The sequence below is a fragment of the Actinomyces sp. 432 genome (genome assembly GCF_009930875.1).
Classification (GTDB): Bacteria; Actinomycetota; Actinomycetes; order Actinomycetales; family Actinomycetaceae; genus Actinomyces.
Genome location: NZ_CP025249.1, coordinates 2,498,524 through 2,515,512, shown reverse-complemented (window position 1 = coordinate 2,515,512; position 16,989 = coordinate 2,498,524). Strand labels below are relative to the sequence as shown.

Annotated in this window: 15 protein-coding genes and 1 pseudogene; 14 read left to right on the top strand and 2 right to left on the bottom strand. The window is 67.3% G+C overall.

The window, feature by feature from the left end; genetic code table 11:
- Nucleotides 1-37 precede the first annotated feature (37 nt).
- From CWT12_RS10575 to CWT12_RS10530, 10 genes are all read left to right on the top strand, one after another.
- Nucleotides 38-1,759 carry a hypothetical protein gene (locus CWT12_RS10575; RefSeq protein ID WP_161924770.1) on the top strand — a complete coding sequence of 574 codons (1,722 nt, stop codon included), beginning with the start codon at nucleotides 38-40 and terminating at the stop codon, nucleotides 1,757-1,759.
- Nucleotides 1,654-2,328: a hypothetical protein gene (locus CWT12_RS10570; RefSeq protein ID WP_161924769.1), complete on the top strand. Its 675-nt coding sequence runs from the start codon at nucleotides 1,654-1,656 to the stop codon at nucleotides 2,326-2,328. Before CWT12_RS10575 ends, CWT12_RS10570 begins: the two co-directional genes overlap by 106 nt.
- Before the next feature lie 4 nt (nucleotides 2,329-2,332).
- On the top strand, nucleotides 2,333-2,755 hold the full coding sequence (locus CWT12_RS10565) for a GAP1-N2 domain-containing protein (RefSeq protein ID WP_161924768.1): 423 nt from the start codon (nucleotides 2,333-2,335) through the stop codon (nucleotides 2,753-2,755).
- 200 nt (nucleotides 2,756-2,955) lie between these two features.
- Complete coding sequence (locus CWT12_RS10560; RefSeq protein ID WP_161924767.1) at nucleotides 2,956-4,458, top strand: hypothetical protein; 1,503 nt, start codon at nucleotides 2,956-2,958, stop codon at nucleotides 4,456-4,458.
- Nucleotides 4,455-5,066, top strand: a complete 612-nt coding sequence (locus CWT12_RS10555) for a hypothetical protein (protein ID WP_161924766.1) — start codon at nucleotides 4,455-4,457, stop codon at nucleotides 5,064-5,066. Before CWT12_RS10560 ends, CWT12_RS10555 begins: the two co-directional genes overlap by 4 nt.
- A gap of 26 nt (nucleotides 5,067-5,092) precedes the next feature.
- On the top strand, nucleotides 5,093-5,989 hold the full coding sequence (locus CWT12_RS10550; RefSeq protein ID WP_161924765.1) for a hypothetical protein: 897 nt from the start codon (nucleotides 5,093-5,095) through the stop codon (nucleotides 5,987-5,989).
- 272 nt (nucleotides 5,990-6,261) lie between these two features.
- Complete coding sequence (locus CWT12_RS10545; RefSeq protein WP_237564148.1) at nucleotides 6,262-7,161, top strand: hypothetical protein; 900 nt, start codon at nucleotides 6,262-6,264, stop codon at nucleotides 7,159-7,161.
- Nucleotides 7,162-7,193: 32 nt separating this feature from the next.
- Nucleotides 7,194-7,901 carry a hypothetical protein gene (locus tag CWT12_RS10540; protein ID WP_161924763.1) on the top strand — a complete coding sequence of 236 codons (708 nt, stop codon included), beginning with the start codon at nucleotides 7,194-7,196 and terminating at the stop codon, nucleotides 7,899-7,901.
- 94 nt (nucleotides 7,902-7,995) lie between these two features.
- On the top strand, nucleotides 7,996-8,493 hold the full coding sequence (gene tpx, locus CWT12_RS10535; protein ID WP_161924762.1) for a thiol peroxidase: 498 nt from the start codon (nucleotides 7,996-7,998) through the stop codon (nucleotides 8,491-8,493).
- Between the two features lie 485 nt (nucleotides 8,494-8,978).
- Nucleotides 8,979-10,274 carry a DDE-type integrase/transposase/recombinase gene (locus tag CWT12_RS10530; protein WP_161923422.1) on the top strand — a complete coding sequence of 432 codons (1,296 nt, stop codon included), beginning with the start codon at nucleotides 8,979-8,981 and terminating at the stop codon, nucleotides 10,272-10,274.
- Nucleotides 10,275-10,504: 230 nt separating this feature from the next.
- On the opposite strand, the gene CWT12_RS14730 is transcribed toward CWT12_RS10530, so the two are convergent.
- Together CWT12_RS14730 and CWT12_RS14725 are read right to left on the bottom strand one after the other, a co-directional pair.
- The gene (locus CWT12_RS14730; protein WP_202616197.1) at nucleotides 10,505-10,873 is read right to left on the bottom strand and encodes a hypothetical protein; all 369 of its coding nucleotides are present in this window, start codon (nucleotides 10,871-10,873) and stop codon (nucleotides 10,505-10,507) included.
- Nucleotides 10,874-10,958: 85 nt separating this feature from the next.
- Complete coding sequence (locus CWT12_RS14725; protein WP_442862530.1) at nucleotides 10,959-11,093, bottom strand: hypothetical protein; 135 nt, start codon at nucleotides 11,091-11,093, stop codon at nucleotides 10,959-10,961.
- A 765-nt stretch (nucleotides 11,094-11,858) separates the two neighbouring features.
- Here CWT12_RS14725 and CWT12_RS10520 point away from each other — a divergent pair.
- The 4 genes and pseudogenes from CWT12_RS10520 to fusA all read left to right on the top strand — a co-directional run bounded on the left by CWT12_RS10520 (nucleotide 11,859) and on the right by fusA (nucleotide 16,932).
- Nucleotides 11,859-13,130: pseudogene (locus CWT12_RS10520) on the top strand (IS256 family transposase).
- Nucleotides 13,131-13,876: 746 nt separating this feature from the next.
- Nucleotides 13,877-14,251, top strand: a complete 375-nt coding sequence (gene rpsL / locus CWT12_RS10515; protein ID WP_073327562.1) for a 30S ribosomal protein S12 — start codon at nucleotides 13,877-13,879, stop codon at nucleotides 14,249-14,251.
- On the top strand, nucleotides 14,251-14,721 hold the full coding sequence (gene rpsG / locus CWT12_RS10510; protein ID WP_161924761.1) for a 30S ribosomal protein S7: 471 nt from the start codon (nucleotides 14,251-14,253) through the stop codon (nucleotides 14,719-14,721). Before rpsL ends, rpsG begins: the two co-directional genes overlap by 1 nt.
- Nucleotides 14,722-14,796: 75 nt before the next feature.
- The gene (gene fusA, locus CWT12_RS10505) at nucleotides 14,797-16,932 is read left to right on the top strand and encodes an elongation factor G (RefSeq protein WP_161924760.1); all 2,136 of its coding nucleotides are present in this window, start codon (nucleotides 14,797-14,799) and stop codon (nucleotides 16,930-16,932) included.
- Nucleotides 16,933-16,989 lie beyond the last annotated feature (57 nt).

The window sequence follows — 16,989 nt, the reverse complement described above, 5'->3', positions numbered from 1 at the left end:
AGTCCCCATTCCCGAATTCCCGCAATAAGGATTAACAATGTCGCTCAACTTCCGTGAATTCACCGAGGCAATGACGCAGTGGATCGGCTGTGAAACCGGAGCGCAGGCCAAGGAGGTGCTACGCCCGTCGATGTGGAGGCGGCTGATGCTGACCGGCCGCGAGGTGGGCGGCGCCACGGTGTTTGATCCGGAAGTCATCACCGAGGAACTGCTCGAGGGACGTGATGACCTGTACGAGTCCGTAGCGGTTCCGGTAGCCGAGATGCTCAACAGCACCTTCGGACCGGCAACAGGCGCTTCCGCCCCGGCGCAGGCACCGGTGGGCGGTGCGAATGAAAATGCGGATGAAGCGGTCATCGAGGACGCGGCCCGCCCACCATCGGTGCCGGAGCCGAGCTACCAGGCGGGGGAGGGCGAGCCCGCGGGCTCACCCGGTCGGCCCGTGGACGAGTCCGCGGGTGAGTCGGTGGGTGGCCCCGCGGCGCCGACGGCGGCCCAGCCCGCCGTCGGCGCCGCGGCGGAACCCGAGCTGGACGTCGCCTTTCCCGACTACACCTATGAGCGCATGGACCTGGATGCTGCGGACCAGGAGGGTGCGCACATCCCGGTGTCATGGCAGCGCGTGGGCGGTGGCCTGCGCTACACCTGGCCGGATCCCGGTGAGGGGGAGACCTACCGCGTGGTCGTCTCGGACACCGCCATGCCCTATAACCCCGATGACTTCCAGGAAGTCGCGGTTACCACCGGCACCACTGCGCGTGACGACTCCCCGGCTACGACGGCAGTCCGGTTCGTGACCGTATGGGGCTATGAGGCCGGCGCTGAGGCCGGCGTGCTGGGGCAGCCTAGGCGCGTGGCCAGTGGGGTGGTCATCCACGACCTGGCGGACTGGACGGTGGAGTTCGATGCGGAGGCGCGCGCCGTCGTTGGTACTTGGGTGCCGCCCAAAGCCCCGCCCGGTGCCTCGCTGACCGTGCTCACGGCCCGCCTGCCCCAGGACGAGCCGCCGGGACCGCACCTGCGCAGCTCGTCGTGGATGAGCTTCGCACTGCCTAACAACGGCCAGGGGTTTCAGGACGCGCAGATCGTGGGCGGCGTCCCCTACACCTATGTGGCTGCCGTAGAGGTCGTCGTCGAGGGCCAGACCTACACCTCAAGACCGATTCCTCGGCGGATCGTTCCGGAAATCACGGTAGAGGCGATTGAGGACTTGCAGGCGGTGCAGGTGCCCGACGCCGACGGCACGGGGCTGACGCTGTCGCTGACCTGGACGCAGCACCCGCTGGCCAAAACCGAGATCTACCGAACCCGGGAACCGGTCTCGGCGCAGGCGAGCGCGTTGGAAGTCATTCCCCTCAGCCAGCTGGCCACGGCGGGCCTGCCCGAGGAGGCGCGGCTGAATACTCGCCTGGCCGCCATCAGCGACAGCGATGACCCCACGCACAAGCGCTACCAGCTTGACTTGGTGCGCTGGCCGGAGGGCGACCAGTGGGACGCGCTGTACCTCACCCCGGTTACGCAGCACTCCGATGGGCAGGCCACTATCGGCAAGCCCATCGTGTGCAAGCGCGCGGGCAAGATCCACAACGCGGTGCTCACCCGGCGTCTTACCTGGGACCTGGTGACTTTCACCTGGCCGGGGATGCCGCCTCGGTGCAGATTCGGTTCACCGCCCCCGGCGAGGCCTTCGACCCCGCTGCGGCGCCGCTGCTCGATGTCAGCCACGACGACTACCGGGCAGCCGGCGGGTGCGTGCTGAGCGAGGGGATGCTGCCGGCATCCGGGGGGACTATTCACCTGAACTCTCTGACCTACTTGTCGGGCCAGCAGATCACCTCGCTGCCGGTGACCGTAGAGGTGCCCTCGCAATGGGTATACAAGTACAGCCTGCATTGGCCGGGGGAAGGGCGCATCGCGAGCGGGCTGCTGCGCCGGGCTGCGGTGGCCTTCGGACAGACGCTGGTGGAGCTGCAGATCGCCCCGGTGCACGGCGTGCGGGCACAGCCGGACGCGGTCGGCGTCGTCCTGGTGCACAATACCGATCACTTGCCGCTTAATCCGGCGGACGGCACTAAGGTGAAGTTCTTCCTGGAGCGCCCCACCAAGGATGGGGGGCAGCAGGCCCACAGCTCAGTGCTCATTCCACCGGATGGGTCCATCATGTCCTTGTGGTTCGATCACGCAACGCGGCAACCCGGGTACTTCAGGCTGCTGGTCGACTCCCCGGCCGCCGCCTCCGTACGGGCGGACGAAGAGGCTTCCCCCCGCTCGCTTGAGCACTACGCGCTGATTGACCCTGAGCTAGCGAATCTGCGCAAGGAGCGGTGAGCGGATGTCGCCTCGAAGTCAGGACACAGGTTCCCGCCCCTACCGGGCAGACGCGCTGCCGCCGTCTATCCCGCCTGGCGCGAGCGCGGCGCCGACGTCCTCCCAGCTGCTCTACACGAATGTCGACCGCGTAGTCGACGGCCGGACGTTCTCTGGCTGGCAGATCATGGCTGCATCCGGGGACCTGGATGAGGAGGAGGCGCAGTCGCTCAGCCGCCTGATCGAGCCGGTGCTCTCCCCGGCCCGGTCGCTGCCGTCCTTCCCTACAGCGGAGGAGATCGCGGGCGCCGAGCGCCGGCTCGCGCAGGTACCAGTGGGGCGTGACACTGTCTTCATCCATACTGCCCCGCCGGGCTCGACACTACTGGCAGGCCGAACAGCTTCACCCACCTGCTGCGGGTACGGGAAGAGGCTGCTCCCGCGCTGACCGCGCCCGATCTGTGGCGTTCAGACTGGTGGGTTGCTCCTTTCGGCGCCGAGAACGTCCGCGCGGCCCAGCTGCCCGATCCCGGTTCCCTGTCCCGGGGCGGCCTGGATGACGACGCCGTCGCCGACTTCATCGCCGCCGGCGACAGAGGGCCGGTCCTGGCCGCCATAGCCGATGCCCTTGAGCCCATGCTCGGGCCGGTGCCGCCACAAACGCGGCGGCTAGTGGTGGTGGCCTGCGACTCCACCGATGAAGCGGCGCTGTGGGCTGCTGCACTGGCCCGCACCTGTGCCGGCGCGACTTTTCGCCGTCTGGGCGTGTCGACCCTGGAGCGCATTGCGGGTGTCGGCGACGCCGAGGGGCTGGCGCAGCAGGGTATTGGGCTGGCCTTCGTGCCGCGCAGCGATGTGCTCGGCGGGAGCCTCAGCCGGTCCAACGTAGTGGTGATCGACCCGGCGCAGGCGCACCAGCCGCCGCCGACCGGCGCCTGGGGGCGGCTGGTACGGGCCGGCGCGAATGACCTGGGGGCATGGGTTGCTGCCACCGAGGCGCTGCGTGACGTCCTGTCAGTGCTCTCGGATCACCGGGATATCAGCCCGGCGTGGCCACTGGCGATGGCGGAGGCCTGCGAGCCGAACCTGCTCTCGGCCACGCCGGATACGGACTTCGTCTCGCTGGTGGAACGAGAACTGGTTGCCTGCCAGCCCCGCGCGCTGGCGACCAGCGCGTACCTGACTGCCATTGTCAATGACCGGGTGCTGGGATCGACGCAGGATGATCCCGAGTCCTGGTATGACAAGCTCTCGGCGGTTCCGGCAGGCTCGCCGGTCGACGGCGTCGCGGGCGGACTGGTCAGGAAGTACCTGGATACCGCCTCCCGGAACCCGCGCTGGCTGGCCGCTGAACGGCCCGGCCGCGAGGACGCCACGCAGCTGCTCCGGGACTGGAGCGCGATGCCGGCGAATCAGGCGCTAGTGGCGGCCGCGTTCACCACCGCATACACGACCGCGGCCGAGCAACGGCGCCCCGCCAGCCCGGCCGCAGGCGCGCAGGCGGTGGACTCACTGGTACGAGACGGCCTCACCCTGCCCGAGTCCACGGCACCCGCTCTGCTGGGGGCGGCGGCGGGCGCACTGCTCAACGAGTCCGATCCCGGCCACACCGCGATGCTGTCCCTGGACCTGTGCGCGGATACGCGCAAGCAGCTGGCGATACTGGTGGATGACCTGCTGCGCGACCGGCACGCCTACGGCACCGCGCGAACGCTGCCGGCCGCGCCACCGGCGGCGTTGGCCTGGCTGGTCCCCGGCCTAGAGCTGGGGACTCTGCGACAGGTCCGCCTGGAGACGGCGCTGGCGAGACTGCAAGCCGAGCCGGACAGGAGCAACGCCGTCGGCCTGGCACAGGCGCTGCAGGGGCTGCCCGGCGGTCCGCAGCTGCCCGAGTACGCACTCAACACACTCGCCGAGCACCTCACGGCGGGACAGGCACTGGCTCTTCCCGAGTCCCTCCCCGGGTGGTGGCGGATTGCCGGGCCCTGCCTAATGCGGAATCCCGGTGAGCCCGCCGCCGTGGAGTTCGCGCGCAGGCACCTCGGTTCTATCGGTCTTTCCGAGCACCGCCTGGGGCAGGGCCGGTCAGATGCGCATCATGGCAGCAGGCGGTTAGCACAGCAGTGGTCTTTCACTCGACTCCGCTCATGAGCGCCCCGCCCACCGAGGTGGCGAATATGGCCGTGAACGTCCTGAAAGGGATAGCGCAGATCCGCAGCGGCCGACCCGGAGTCGACATTCCGCGCCTGCCGATTACGGAGGCCACGAACAAGGCGCTGGCGGCGCTGGTCATTGCCATGTGGGCCGGGGTATCCGTCCCGCAGCTCCCGCACGGAGTGAACTGGTCCAGGTCCTTGCAGACGCTGGCCGAGTGGGTGGAGCGGAATCCCTACAGCCTGTCGCCGCAGCCGCCTTACGCGCTGGGGAACACCGCACGCCGCCTGGCGGCAAAGCTGTTCCTGCGGGAGCGGGAGGGGCGTGTGCATGAGGACCTGCGTGCATGGAGCGACGCGGTGCTAGATGAATTCGACTTCGTGCAGGAGCGCTCGGCACCCGAGCTGACGGATCGCGACGACGTCGCACTGGCGGCCGTGCGCGCCTGGGTCGGAATGCTCGATGAGAACAGGCGGCAGCAGGCCATCCGCAAACTGGGACAAGCGCTGTACGACGCCCCGGGTGCGGAGCGTTGGCTCGCGAAGAACGTGTTCGGGGAGTCGAGCCGCTTCAACATCCGATCCAAATTCTTCGGCAGCCGCTGAACGGCGGAATTACGAAAGGAAGCCTCGTGTCAGACATCCTGGACCACGGTCAGTGGGAAGAGCTCGCGCTGGCGGTCAAGGGCGCAGTCGAGCTGAACCTCGTATCACGCTCCGTGCCCGCCCAGATTGAGGTCGTCGGCACAACCCGGGCCCCGAAGTACCTCGGGGCGGCACGCGGAGCCGTGGCCTTCCCCGCACAGGCGGTTGCGGAGGACGCGCCCACCACAGTGCGTGTCATGACCGCCTCGGGTGATCCCTTCCCCGGGGACTACACGGTGGACCTCGCCATCGGCGTCGTCGGCGGACAGTCCTACCTGTTGCGCTCCGTGCCGGTTTCAGGACGGTCCGTCGTGGCGGTGCTTTCGGTGACGCGAGCTGGCAGCACCATCACGGTTCGACCGGGCGAGGGCGGCACGGTCACCCTCGGCCTGGGGGGATGGTGCGCCCGGCGCTGGGAGGAGCAGGGGCACAGGCTCCATCCGAGCGTCACCTCCCTGGTGATCGATACATCCGCCTCGATGCAGCAGTACCAGGACCGGGTGGATGCCCTGCTACGGTTCCTCGACGACCTGTACGGGACCGTCGGAGTCCCGGCGCCGACGGTGCGTCGGGTCTCGGTAGGGGGCGCGGAGAGCCACGGCGTCGGGCAGGTGGCCGCTCCGGACGACGACGCCGGCGCGCGGGTGGCGGTAGTCACCGACCTGCCTCCTGAGCCGGCACGCTCCGACGTGCTCCTGGCTGGGCCGACGGAGGTACTCAGCGTGCTCCCCGCCCCGGAAGCCCTCGCGCTGGATGGTGCGGCGTGGGCGGAGCTGATGCGTGAGGACCTCGGTTTCGGGCCGCGCACGCTGGAGCTTCTTGCACCTTTGCTCACTTGGCTGTCGACACCCGCTGGACACCACGGAAACGGAGAAAACGTATGAGTACCTGTCCTTACTGCTACTCCGCCATTCCCGGCGGAGAGATCACCGTGCGGTGCACGGGGCAGTGCCAGCCCGTCCCGGATCCGCAGGGCACCGCTCTGGCCGGATACGAAACCAGAACTACTCCCTTCTACCGCATCGTTCAAAATGAGGACGAGCCGGTGCGTACCACAGTCCCGTGCCGGCGGTGCGGGCAGCCGTGCCGGCAGCGGATCTGCAGCGTATGCCACCGGGATCTGCCGCCGGGATGGGAGGATGCGCGGGTATTCACCATGACGCTGGTCGGGGCGCGGGGCTCGGGCAAGTCCGTCTACATCGCGGTGGCCGTGGACCTGCTCAGGCGCTACGCGCAGTCCCGGGGATGCACCATGACCCCCACCACGACCGGCACCTACGAGGTGTACTCGCAGCGGTACTACAAGCCCTTGTTCAAGGAGAACGTGGTCATGGAGGGCACACCTCCCATCGCGGGTGGTGGCGCATACCAGCAGGACCCCCTGATCTGGGAGTTTCGCGGTAATGACATTGAGCGCTTCTACATCGTGATGCGCGACGTGGCCGGTGAGGACATCGAGAAGGTTGTAGGCAAGCCGCTTCACTTCAGCTTCATGGACCGGGCCGACTTGGTGGTGTTCCTCTTCGACCCGCTCATGCTGGACTCCGTTAGGCAGGTGCTGGCGGGAATCATCCCGGAGATCGACCGCAACCGGCTGGGGGACATGCCTGGGGAGGTGCTGCCGAAGGTGCTGCTGCAGCTGTCCTCCGGCTCGGCCCGACTTGCGCTGACGATCTCCAAGTTCGACTCACTGCACAAGATGACCGACGCGGACAGCGCCCTGACACCGCTGCTGGCAAACCCGGCCGCCCACTTCAACCGGGATGACACGATGCTGCGCGCGCGGCAGGACATCGATAGCGCGATGACTGCCTTTGAGAATGATGTGGTCTTCCTAGACGCGGAGGTCCGCTCCCTGTTCAATCGCATTGGCGATGACTCGGTGACGCTCTCCGCCGACTCGGCACAGCAAAACGGTGCCCTCGCCGAGGTACGGCACTTCGCGGTGTCGGCGGTTGGCGAGAGCCCGCAGCACGCGGATCAACTGACCGAGCGCGGGATCTCCCCGTTCCGGGTCCTTGACCCGATTCTCTGGGGCTTCACCGTGTGGGACTGAGGTTCTGACCGCGGCCGAAAGGAGTCCTCAGCGTGTCCAATCCCCCGACCAACCCGACCCCGCCCGATTACGAGCCCTATCCGCAGCGGGCTACGACGCCCGTCTTCGGCGTGCCCACCGAGCCTGAGCCGCCGTCGGCGACGCAGATATTGCCTGCGGCAGTCTTCGGGTCCAGTCCGGAGGCTGCACAAGAGCCGGCGCCTACGGCTGCCTGGCCGGTTGCGCCGCAATACCGGTCGGCGCCGCCACGGCTGCCGCGGCCCCCGCGGCGCAGACGCACGGCGGCGTTGCCCCTGGGCAGCGTCCTGGTTGTCCTCGCCAGCGCGCTACTGGGTGGCGGTATCTACTGGTTGCTGGTCTCCGTCGACGTGTTCTCAGCGTTTCTGGGCAGCGATTCGTTCGTCAATACGTCGGCGCTGGCGGCCTTCGGCGCGGGCGGGGTGCTGGCCTTCGTCGCCTTCATAGTGGCGGTGGTCGCCGTGGTCCGTGCCCGTCCCAAGACGGCTGCGACGCTCCTGCTCCTGGCTTCAATCGCCCTACCGACGGCGGCAACGGTCGGTGGCGCCTATTACGGGGCCGAGGCACTCAAGGAGCGTACGGCCGCCCAGGCCCGGACCTACGCGGCCTCGGTTGACGCGGCGCAAGTCGACGCCGTTATCGCGCGGGTGGAGGCGCTGGGGGTGGAAGTCCCCGGTAAGCAGGAGATCCTTGGCGTCCTGCGGGCCGCCAAGGGCGAGTAGCGGTTGCTACGTGGGCCGGGCGCTCAGCGCCGAGGCGGAAAATAGGTTGCGCAGGGCGTTGTTCTCTGAAATGAGAAGATGCCATTATTAATGCATGGCTACGATCACTCGCGAAGGCGTCCAGGTACACACCGTCGGCAACCTCCCCGCCGTAGGCACTAAGGCTCCCGACTTCGAGCTGGTGGGCGCGGACCTAGGGCCGGTCACGTCAGCGCAACTCGCCGGCCGCCGTGTCGTGCTGAACATCTTCCCGTCGGTGGACACCGGCATCTGCGCCATGTCGGTGCGCCAGTTCAATCAGCTTGCGGCCGGCCTGGATAACACCACCGTGGTGTGCGTTTCCGCGGACCTGCCCTATGCGGCCGCGCGCTTCTGCGGTGCCGAGGGCCTGGACCGGGTCGTGACGGGCTCCACCTTCCGCTCCAGCTTCGGCGAGGACTACGGCGTTGTGCTGGTGGACGGCCCCACGGCCGGACTGATGTCCCGTGCCATCGTGGTGCTCGACACCGACGGCACCGTCCTGTACACCGAGCAGGTGCCGGAGATCCGCCAGGAGCCCGACTATGACGCCGCTATCGCTGCGCTCGCATAGCCCGGCCTGCGGTACGCGTCCGCGGGGCGGGTGAAGGCGCCGACTGTCGCGTCGGGACCAGGGCTGACCATTAGGGCCTCTGCGTGCTTGAGGGTGCGGGGCCGGGACCCGGCGCTGGGCAAGGCCCGGACTGCGGTGTGGTGTGGGGGTCGCGTTCGGGTAGTCGTACTCGGGTTGATGAGGACGTTCTGGGCTGATGTGAACATCTTCTGCACGGTGGGCGCCGACGTCGGGGACGGAACTGCTCGTGCGCCCCGCGTGACGGTTCGGCACTTCCCGTGACGGTTCGGCACTTCGCATGACGGTTCGGCACTTCCGGCGACGGTTCGTACCTTGGCACCGACGCTTCGTACTTTCCGGTGACGCTACGTACCCCTACGGTACTGTGATGTCTCATGACTTCTGGGACTGTTGGATCTCATGACATCTGGGAGTGTCAGAAGTCGTGAGATTCTGGGAGGCCCTGGGTGGGGTTGGGTTGGGGGATGGGCTATGCAGTTTCGCCGTTCAAGCGTCAGCGCATCATTGAGTTCGACTCGCGGGTTGCGGGTGTGAGCGTGGAGGAGTTCTGCCGGCAGGTGGGGGTCTCGAAGTCCTCGTTCTACCGGATCCGTAAGCGGGCCAAGCAGGAGGGGCCGGGGGCGGCGCTGGTCGCCCGTTCCAGGGCGCCGCTGCACCCGGCGCGCCGTTGGGATGAGCGGGTTGATGAGCGTATCGCCCAGGTACGCCGGGAGCTGGTTGCCGACGGGAAGGATGCGGGTCCGTGGTCGGTGTGGTGGGTGCTGTCCGGGGCGGGGGCAAACCCGGCCCCGTCGCGGGCGACTATTGCCAGGCGCATGCGGGCCATGGGGCTGGTGGTCCCGGCGCCACGCAAGCGCCCGCGGGTGTCTTTCAAGCGGTTCACGCGTACCAGCGCTAACGAGCTGTGGCAGCTGGACGGTATCGAGTGGAGTATCCAGGGGCGTGCGGTGACCATCTACCAGGTCATCGATGACTGCTCCAGGGTGCTGGTGGCGCTCAAGGCGGCCTGGGGCGGGGAGACGCATGAGGCCACACGCCAGATCCTGTCCGAGGCGTTCGACTCCTGGGGGCGGCCCGCAGCCATCCTGACCGACAACGGCAGGGCCTTCAACACTCACCGCACCACCGGATTCGGGCGGACAGAGAGGTGGCTGGCCAGCCTGGGGATCCGTCCGATCAGCGGCGCCATCGGTCACCCACAGACCCAGGGCAAGGTCGAAAGCTCCCATAAGCCCCTCCAGCTGTGGCTGGCAGCGCACCCCTACACCACCCTGGAGGACCTAAACGCCGGACTGGTGCACTTCACCGCCTACTACAACACCGAGCGCCAGCACCAGGGGCTGGGAATATCCATAACCCCCATACGCGTGTGGCACCAGGTCCCCCGGGCCCTGCCCAATCCCTCCCCAATCAACCTTGACGCGCTATCCGGGCCTGTGCCGCTGAGCCTGCCGCAGGCTGCCAGCACCGACCCCACCATCACCAGCAGACAGTCCCTGAGCAACGGGACCGTGACCTACAAAGGCCGCATCATCTACGTCGGATCCTTCATGGCCGGCCAGACAATCGAGTTCCGCCAGTACCCCACCCGCCTGGACCTCTACGACCAGGCCGGAACACACTTCGCCGCGATCCCCTGGCCCCAGCCCACCCAGGCCCAGACCCACAGCCGGGCCACCATCAACGCTTCCAAACCACCCAACAGAATCATCAGCAGGCCACCCCGCTCACCCCGCTCCCAACCGTCCCAAAACCCATGAGACTCAACCGTCCCAGAAGTCATGAGACTCAACCGTCCCAGAAGTCATGAGACTCAACCGTCCCAGAAGTGTGGAGACAGCACAGTACCCCTACAGTACGAACCGTCACCACAGGGTACGAATCGTCGACCGGAACGTACGAACCGTCACCACGAGGTACGAACCGTCGCTGTGATGTCTCAGGAGATCGGTGACAGTTTTGTGCCAGGACATCGGTGACACTTGGTGTGTCAGGATATCGGTGACAGTTCTGGGTCTTGTGGGGTGTGGTGGTTGGCGGGGTTGGGTGTGTGCGGGTCGAGACGTAGCGGGTGCCGGGCGCGGGCCAGGGGCGGGGCGTCGAGGTAGCGGAACAGGGTCTGGTGGAGGCGCTCGTTCTTGTCCTGGGGGTGGGCTTGTACGGCTTGCCGGTGATGGGTTCCACCCCTAGGGCGCGCACGTGGCCCGTCCAGCTCGCCTTTGCGGCCGCGTCGGGTGGGATTCACAGCGACCCGGTTGTCGGTCAGCAGCCGCTGGGGCACTCCGTAGCGGGCGACGGCCTTATCGGAGGTGGCGATGGCTGCCTGGCTGGTCTCGGAGGCGGCGACCAGGGACGCCACCGCCAGGCGGGAGTGGTCGTCGATGAGCCGGGTAGATGACGGCCTTGCGGCCGCCGGCCAGTACGTATTCGGTGGCGTCCATCTGTCAGTAGGCGTTCGGGGCGGGGTAGACGAAACGGCGCCATGCCGCCCGGGGCCTCTTGGCCGGCTCGGCGTGGGCCACGCCGGCGGCGCGGAAGATCCGGGCCAGGGACGCCGACGAGGGCGCCTGAAGGCCCATGGCCCGCATCTTGTCGTGCACGCTGAATCGGGCCGCAGTCCAGGCCAGAGCCTTCTAGCGCGGCACGCACGTCCAGGGCCTGGTAGCGCACCTGTTCGCTTATACGTCCCGGACTTGTGCGAGGACGGCGAGAGCGGGGCTCGAGTATCGCGGCCTCCCCGTCAGCTCGGGCTCTGGCCCGCAGCGCGTAGAAGGTCTTGCGGCAGATGCCCTCATGCTCGCAGAACGTGGTCACCGCCCCGCGCGGGGCGTCATCAGGCCACCGGGTGATCGCCAGACGCATACGCGGATCAACACCACCACTGTTGGACTTCCTGACTGGGCTCATGCATCCAAAAACACGCCAGAACTGTCACCACCAACAACCCCTGAACTGTCACCGATGTCCTGACACATAACAAGTTCTTGGGTTGACCTTACGGTTCGTCATGTTGCCTGGGTGCTGGGGCGTCGCCCGCGGCGGTTTGTCGGGTGCCCCCCGTGAACCGTTGCCGTTCATGGCGGGTCGTCGCTGCTGCGGGTCAGACGCAATACACGGACCGTCCGCCCGGGAGTGCCCCGCAACGGCGTACGTGCGTCAGGCGCCGGCCCTAGCACGTCCCGCGCCCATCGGAAGCGTCCTCGCTGCCGGCGGGCGGTCGTCGACGGCGCGGGATGGGTGGGTCTCGTAGTGTGGTGGCAATTCCCGCGAGGGGTTCCCTGTGGTAGGGGGCATCGTGGGAGCCCAGATTCTCGACCAAGATTCACCAGGAAGGTTCACCCACGATGCCCGAGAACAAGTCTGCCGTGTCCACACTGATCGCGGAAGTCCTTGCGGACCCCGACCTGGCCCACAATGATGTCTTCCGCCGGCTGCTTCAGGCCGGCCTGCAGGACCTCGTGGACGCCGAAGCCTCCGCGGTGATCGGTGCCGACAGGTACGAGCGCACCGAGAGGCGCACCAACCGTCGTAACGGCACCCGTCCCAGAAGGCTGGCGACCACCGCCGGGGAGGTTGACCTGGCCATCCCCAAACTGAGGCAGGGCTCGTTCTTCCCGTCCCTGCTGTCCCCGCGTAAGCGGGTGGACAAGGCCCTGTACGCAGTGATCTGCCAGGCCTGGATCGAGGGTGTGTCCACCCGGAAGGTCGATGACCTGGTTAAGGCCCTGGGCAACGAGTCCGGGATCTGGCAGGGCGACCGTCTCGCGGGTCTGCAAGGACATAGACGAGGGCGTGCACGAGTTCCTGTCCCGACCGTTGGATCACACCTGGTTCCCCTACCTGTTCGTTGACGCCACCTACGTGGACGTAAGGCTGGGCCACCGGGTCGTCTCCCAGGCCCTGGTAGTGGCCACCGGGGTCTCGGCCCAGGGCAGGAGGGAGATCCTGGGCACGGGGCGTCGGGGACGCGGAGACCACGGACTTTTGGACCGCTTTTCTGCGGTCCTTGCGCGAGCGGGGGCTGAAAGTGCCTACCCAGGAGGACCCACAGGGGGTGGTGCTGGTAACCAGCGATGCCCACTGGGGCATCAAGAACGCGGTCAAGGCGATCCTGCCGGGCGCCTCGTGGCAGCGGTGCCGAGTGCACTTCGCCCGCAACATCGGCCTCCAAGCTCGGCTCGGCCCGCTCCAAGCCCGTAAACGCCCTGATTACGACGATCTTCGCTCAGACCACTGGCGAGGCCGTGAAGGACACTTACAAGCAGGTCACAGCCTCTCTGCGTTCCTCGTTCCCTGAGATAGCCGACATGCTGGCCGAGGCCGAGCCGGACCTGACCGCGTTCGCCGCCTTCCCCAGGGAGCACTGGCCCAAGATCTGGTCCAACAACCCCATTGAGCGTCTCAACCGTGAGACCGGGCGCCGCGCGGATGTGGTCCAGGTCTTCCCCGACCGAGACTCCGTCACCAGACTGGTCGGTGCCGTCCTACAGGAGCAGCACGAGGAATGGCAGTACGGCGAACGCCGCTACCTGTCGGAGACCTCCCTGCGCCACCTCACACGGATCCTCCACGAACAAGCCGAAACCACCCACCCCATCATGGCCATCACCGCCTAGAACATTTACACCACACCAAGAGACTTGACCCGCGGGATCATCTGTAACGCCACTTCGGGGTTAACAACGCCTGTTAACGGCCTGCTGAAGGGCTGGGAGGTATACAGCAGGCCGTTAAGTAGCGTTGTTAACGTCCAGCCGATGCGGCCGGCACCCGCCGAACACGACCTCGGCACCCTGAACACGACCTCGTCAACCCGAACACGACCACCACGCAACAGCCCGAGTCCTTGCCTCCACACCCACAAACACGAAAACCCCCATTAGGCTCCATCCTGAGCGCCCCGCCCACCCAGTACGGGCCGTGGCACCGGGATCCGCGCGCAGCGTCCGTCGCTCGGCCCCGCACCAGTGATCGGTCCCCGCGCCAGTAAGCCGACCGCACCCCGGGCGCGAGCCGGTTGCAGTTCCCGGTTTTGGTGGGGCGGTTTTACGTGGCCAGGAACACCCTGAGCCCGTCTGGCGTGCGGCGTCGTGCCCGGGTAGTGTGCCCCACTGGTGCCCGTGTGCGGGCTACCGTTCTCCATTCCGTTCCCAGCCGATCGGCGCCAGACGTCGAGGGGTGACGCGGGTCTGCCGCGGTGGGAACCGACGGGCCCCGTCACGGGGCTCCGGACGCAGCGCCGTCGGCCCGGCCGACTCCCTGCGGACCGGCCCATTCCGTGGCGGAGTGCGCCGTCGGGGAAGAGCGGGTCGGCACGTGGGCAACGACAGCCCGCAAAGCACTTCAAGATGGAGAATCAGTAGTGCCCACAATTCAGCAGCTGGTCCGCAAGGGCCGCTCAACCAAGCGCGCGGCGTCCAAGACGCCGGCGCTCAAGTCCAGCCCGCAGCGTCGTGGCGTATGCACCCGTGTGTACACCACGACCCCGAAGAAGCCGAACTCCGCCCTCCGTAAGGTCGCCCGCGTGCGCCTGTCCACCGGTATTGAGGTCACGGCCTACATCCCCGGTGAGGGCCACAACCTCCAGGAGCACTCGATCGTGCTCGTCCGCGGGGGTCGTGTGAAGGACCTTCCCGGTGTCCGCTACCACATCGTGCGCGGCTCCCTCGATACCCAGGGTGTCAAGGGTCGTCAGCAGGCACGCTCCAAGTACGGCGCCAAGAAGGAGAAGAACTAATGCCCCGTAAGGGTCCCGCACCCCGGCGCCCGCTTGCCGTCGACCCGGTCTACGGCTCGCCCGTCGTCACCCAGCTCGTCAACCGCGTACTGCTCGACGGCAAGAAGGCAACCGCCGAGCGCATCGTCTACGGCGCCCTCGAGGGCGTGCGCTCCAAGACCGACCAGGACCCGGTCTCGGTGCTCAAGCGTGCTCTGGACAACATCCGCCCGGCCCTGGAGGTGCGCTCCCGCCGCGTCGGCGGCGCCACCTACCAGGTTCCCGTCGAGGTCCGCCCGAACCGCGCCACCACCCTCGCGCTGCGCTGGCTGGTGGACTTCTCCCGCCAGCGCCGCGAGAACACCATGACCGAGCGCCTGATGAACGAGATTCTGGACGCCTCCAACGGCCTCGGCGCCGCTGTCAAGCGGCGCGAGGACATGCACCGAATGGCCGAGTCCAACAAGGCCTTCGCTCACTACCGCTGGTAAGCATCCCCACGCCGTCCGGGCCCGCCGGCTCGTACGGGCCCAACTCCCTCACCTAACGAACGAAGGACATCACTAGTGGCACTAGACGTGCTGACCGACCTCACCAAGGTCCGCAACATCGGCATCATGGCTCACATCGATGCCGGCAAGACCACCGTGACTGAGCGCATCCTGTTCTACACGGGTATCAACTACAAGATCGGCGAGACGCACGACGGCGCCTCGACGATGGACTGGATGGAGCAGGAGCAGGAGCGCGGTATCACCATCACCTCCGCGGCCACCACCTGCTTCTGGAAAGACAACCAGATCAACATCATCGACACCCCCGGCCACGTCGACTTCACGGTCGAGGTCGAGCGCTCGCTGCGCGTGCTCGACGGCGCGGTCGCCGTCTTCGACGGCAAGGAGGGCGTTGAGCCCCAGTCCGAGACGGTGTGGCGCCAGGCGGACAAGTACAACGTGCCCCGCATCTGCTACATCAACAAGATGGACAAGCTGGGTGCGGACTTCGACTTCTCCGTGCAGACGATCCGCGACCGGCTCCACGCCACCCCGATCGTCGTGAACTTCCCCATCGGTGCCGAGAACGAGTTCTCCGGCGTCGTCGACGTCATCGAGATGCGGGCCATCCGCTTCCCGGAGAAGGACGCCGATGGCAAGGACACCCGCGGCTCGATCGTCGAGTACGAGGAGATCCCGGCCGAGCTGGTGGCCAAGGCCGAGCAGCTGCGGGGCGAGCTCATGGAGACGGTCGCCGAGGCCGACGACGAGCTGATGGAGAAGTACCTGGAGGGGGAGGAGCTGTCGGTCGCCGAGCTCAAGCGCGGTATCCGCAAGCTCACCATCGCCGGCCAGGCCTTCCCGGTCTTCGCCGGCTCCGCCTTCAAGAACAAGGGCATTCAGCCGGTTCTGGACGGCGTGCTCGACTACCTGCCCTCTCCGCTGGACGTGCCCGCGGTCGAGGGCCACGCCCCCGGCGACGAGTCCAAGGTGCTGACCCGCGAGGCCGACGAGAAGGAGCCCTTCTCCGCCCTGGCCTTCAAGGTCGCCACCCACCCGTTCTACGGCAAGCTGGTTTACGTGCGCGTCTACTCCGGCAAGGTCGCCCAGGGCGACACGGTGTTCAACGCCACCAAGGGCCGCAAGGAGCGCGTCGGCAAGCTCTTCCAGATGCACTCCAACAAGGAGAACCCGGTGGAGGAGGCCCACGCCGGCCACATCTACGCCTTCATCGGCCTGAAGGACGTGACCACCGGTGACACCCTGTGCGCCCAGGGCGACCCGGTCATCCTGGAGTCGATGACCTTCCCGGACCCCGTGATCCACGTGGCCATCGAGCCCAAGACCAAGGGCGACCAGGAGAAGCTCGGCGTCGCCATCCAGAAGCTCTCCGAGGAGGACCCGACCTTCACGGTCGAGCTCGACGAGGAGACCGGCCAGACCGTCATCGGCGGTATGGGCGAGCTGCACCTGGACGTGTTCGTCGACCGCATGCGGCGCGAGTTCAAGGTTGAGGCGAACGTCGGTAACCCGATGGTCGCCTACCGCGAGACCATCCGCAAGAAGGTCGACAAGGTCGAGTACACGCACAAGAAGCAGACCGGTGGCTCCGGCCAGTTCGCGAAGGTGCTCATGTCCTTCGAGCCGCTCGTGGCCGACGAGGCCGACGACGAGGCCGAGAACACGCACTACGAGTTCGTCAACGCCGTCACCGGTGGGCGCGTGCCCCGGGAGTTCATCCCGAGCGTCGACGCCGGCGTGCAGGAGGCCATGACCACCGGCGTGCTGGCCGGCTACCCCATGGTGGACGTCAAGGCCACCCTGGTCGACGGCGGCTACCACGAGGTTGACTCCTCCGAGATGGCCTTCAAGATCGCAGGCTCCATGGCCTTCAAGGAGGGCGCCAAGCGGGCTCAGCCGGTTCTGCTCGAGCCGGTCATGGCCGTCGAGGTGCGCACCCCCGAGGAGTACATGGGCGACGTGATCGGCGACCTGAACTCCCGCCGTGGCATGGTCCAGTCGATGGAGGATGCACAGGGCGTGAAGGTCATCAAGGCCGCCGTGCCGCTGTCGGAGATGTTCGGCTACGTCGGCGACCTGCGTTCCAAGACGCAGGGCCGCGCCGTGTACTCCATGGCGTTCGACTCCTACGCCGAGGTTCCCAAGAACGTCGCTGACGAGGTCATCGCCAAGGCCAAGGGCGAGTAACCCGGCCTGCGCAGTCGCCGGGGCGGAGGCGAACAGCCCCGCCCCGGCGGCCCCGGC

Coding starts and splice junctions, on each gene's coding strand:
- CWT12_RS10575 (WP_161924770.1), top strand. CDS start 38: ATGTCGCTCAACTTCCGTGAATTCACCGAGGCAATGACGCAGTGGATC.
- CWT12_RS10565 (WP_161924768.1), top strand. CDS start 2,333: ATGTCGCCTCGAAGTCAGGACACAGGTTCCCGCCCCTACCGGGCAGAC.
- CWT12_RS10555 (WP_161924766.1), top strand. CDS start 4,455: ATGAGCGCCCCGCCCACCGAGGTGGCGAATATGGCCGTGAACGTCCTG.
- CWT12_RS10545 (WP_237564148.1), top strand. CDS start 6,262: ATGACGCTGGTCGGGGCGCGGGGCTCGGGCAAGTCCGTCTACATCGCG.
- tpx (WP_161924762.1), top strand. CDS start 7,996: ATGGCTACGATCACTCGCGAAGGCGTCCAGGTACACACCGTCGGCAAC.
- CWT12_RS10530 (WP_161923422.1), top strand. CDS start 8,979: ATGGGCTATGCAGTTTCGCCGTTCAAGCGTCAGCGCATCATTGAGTTC.
- CWT12_RS14725 (WP_442862530.1), bottom strand. CDS start 11,093: ATGGGCCTTCAGGCGCCCTCGTCGGCGTCCCTGGCCCGGATCTTCCGC.
- rpsG (WP_161924761.1), top strand. CDS start 14,251: ATGCCCCGTAAGGGTCCCGCACCCCGGCGCCCGCTTGCCGTCGACCCG.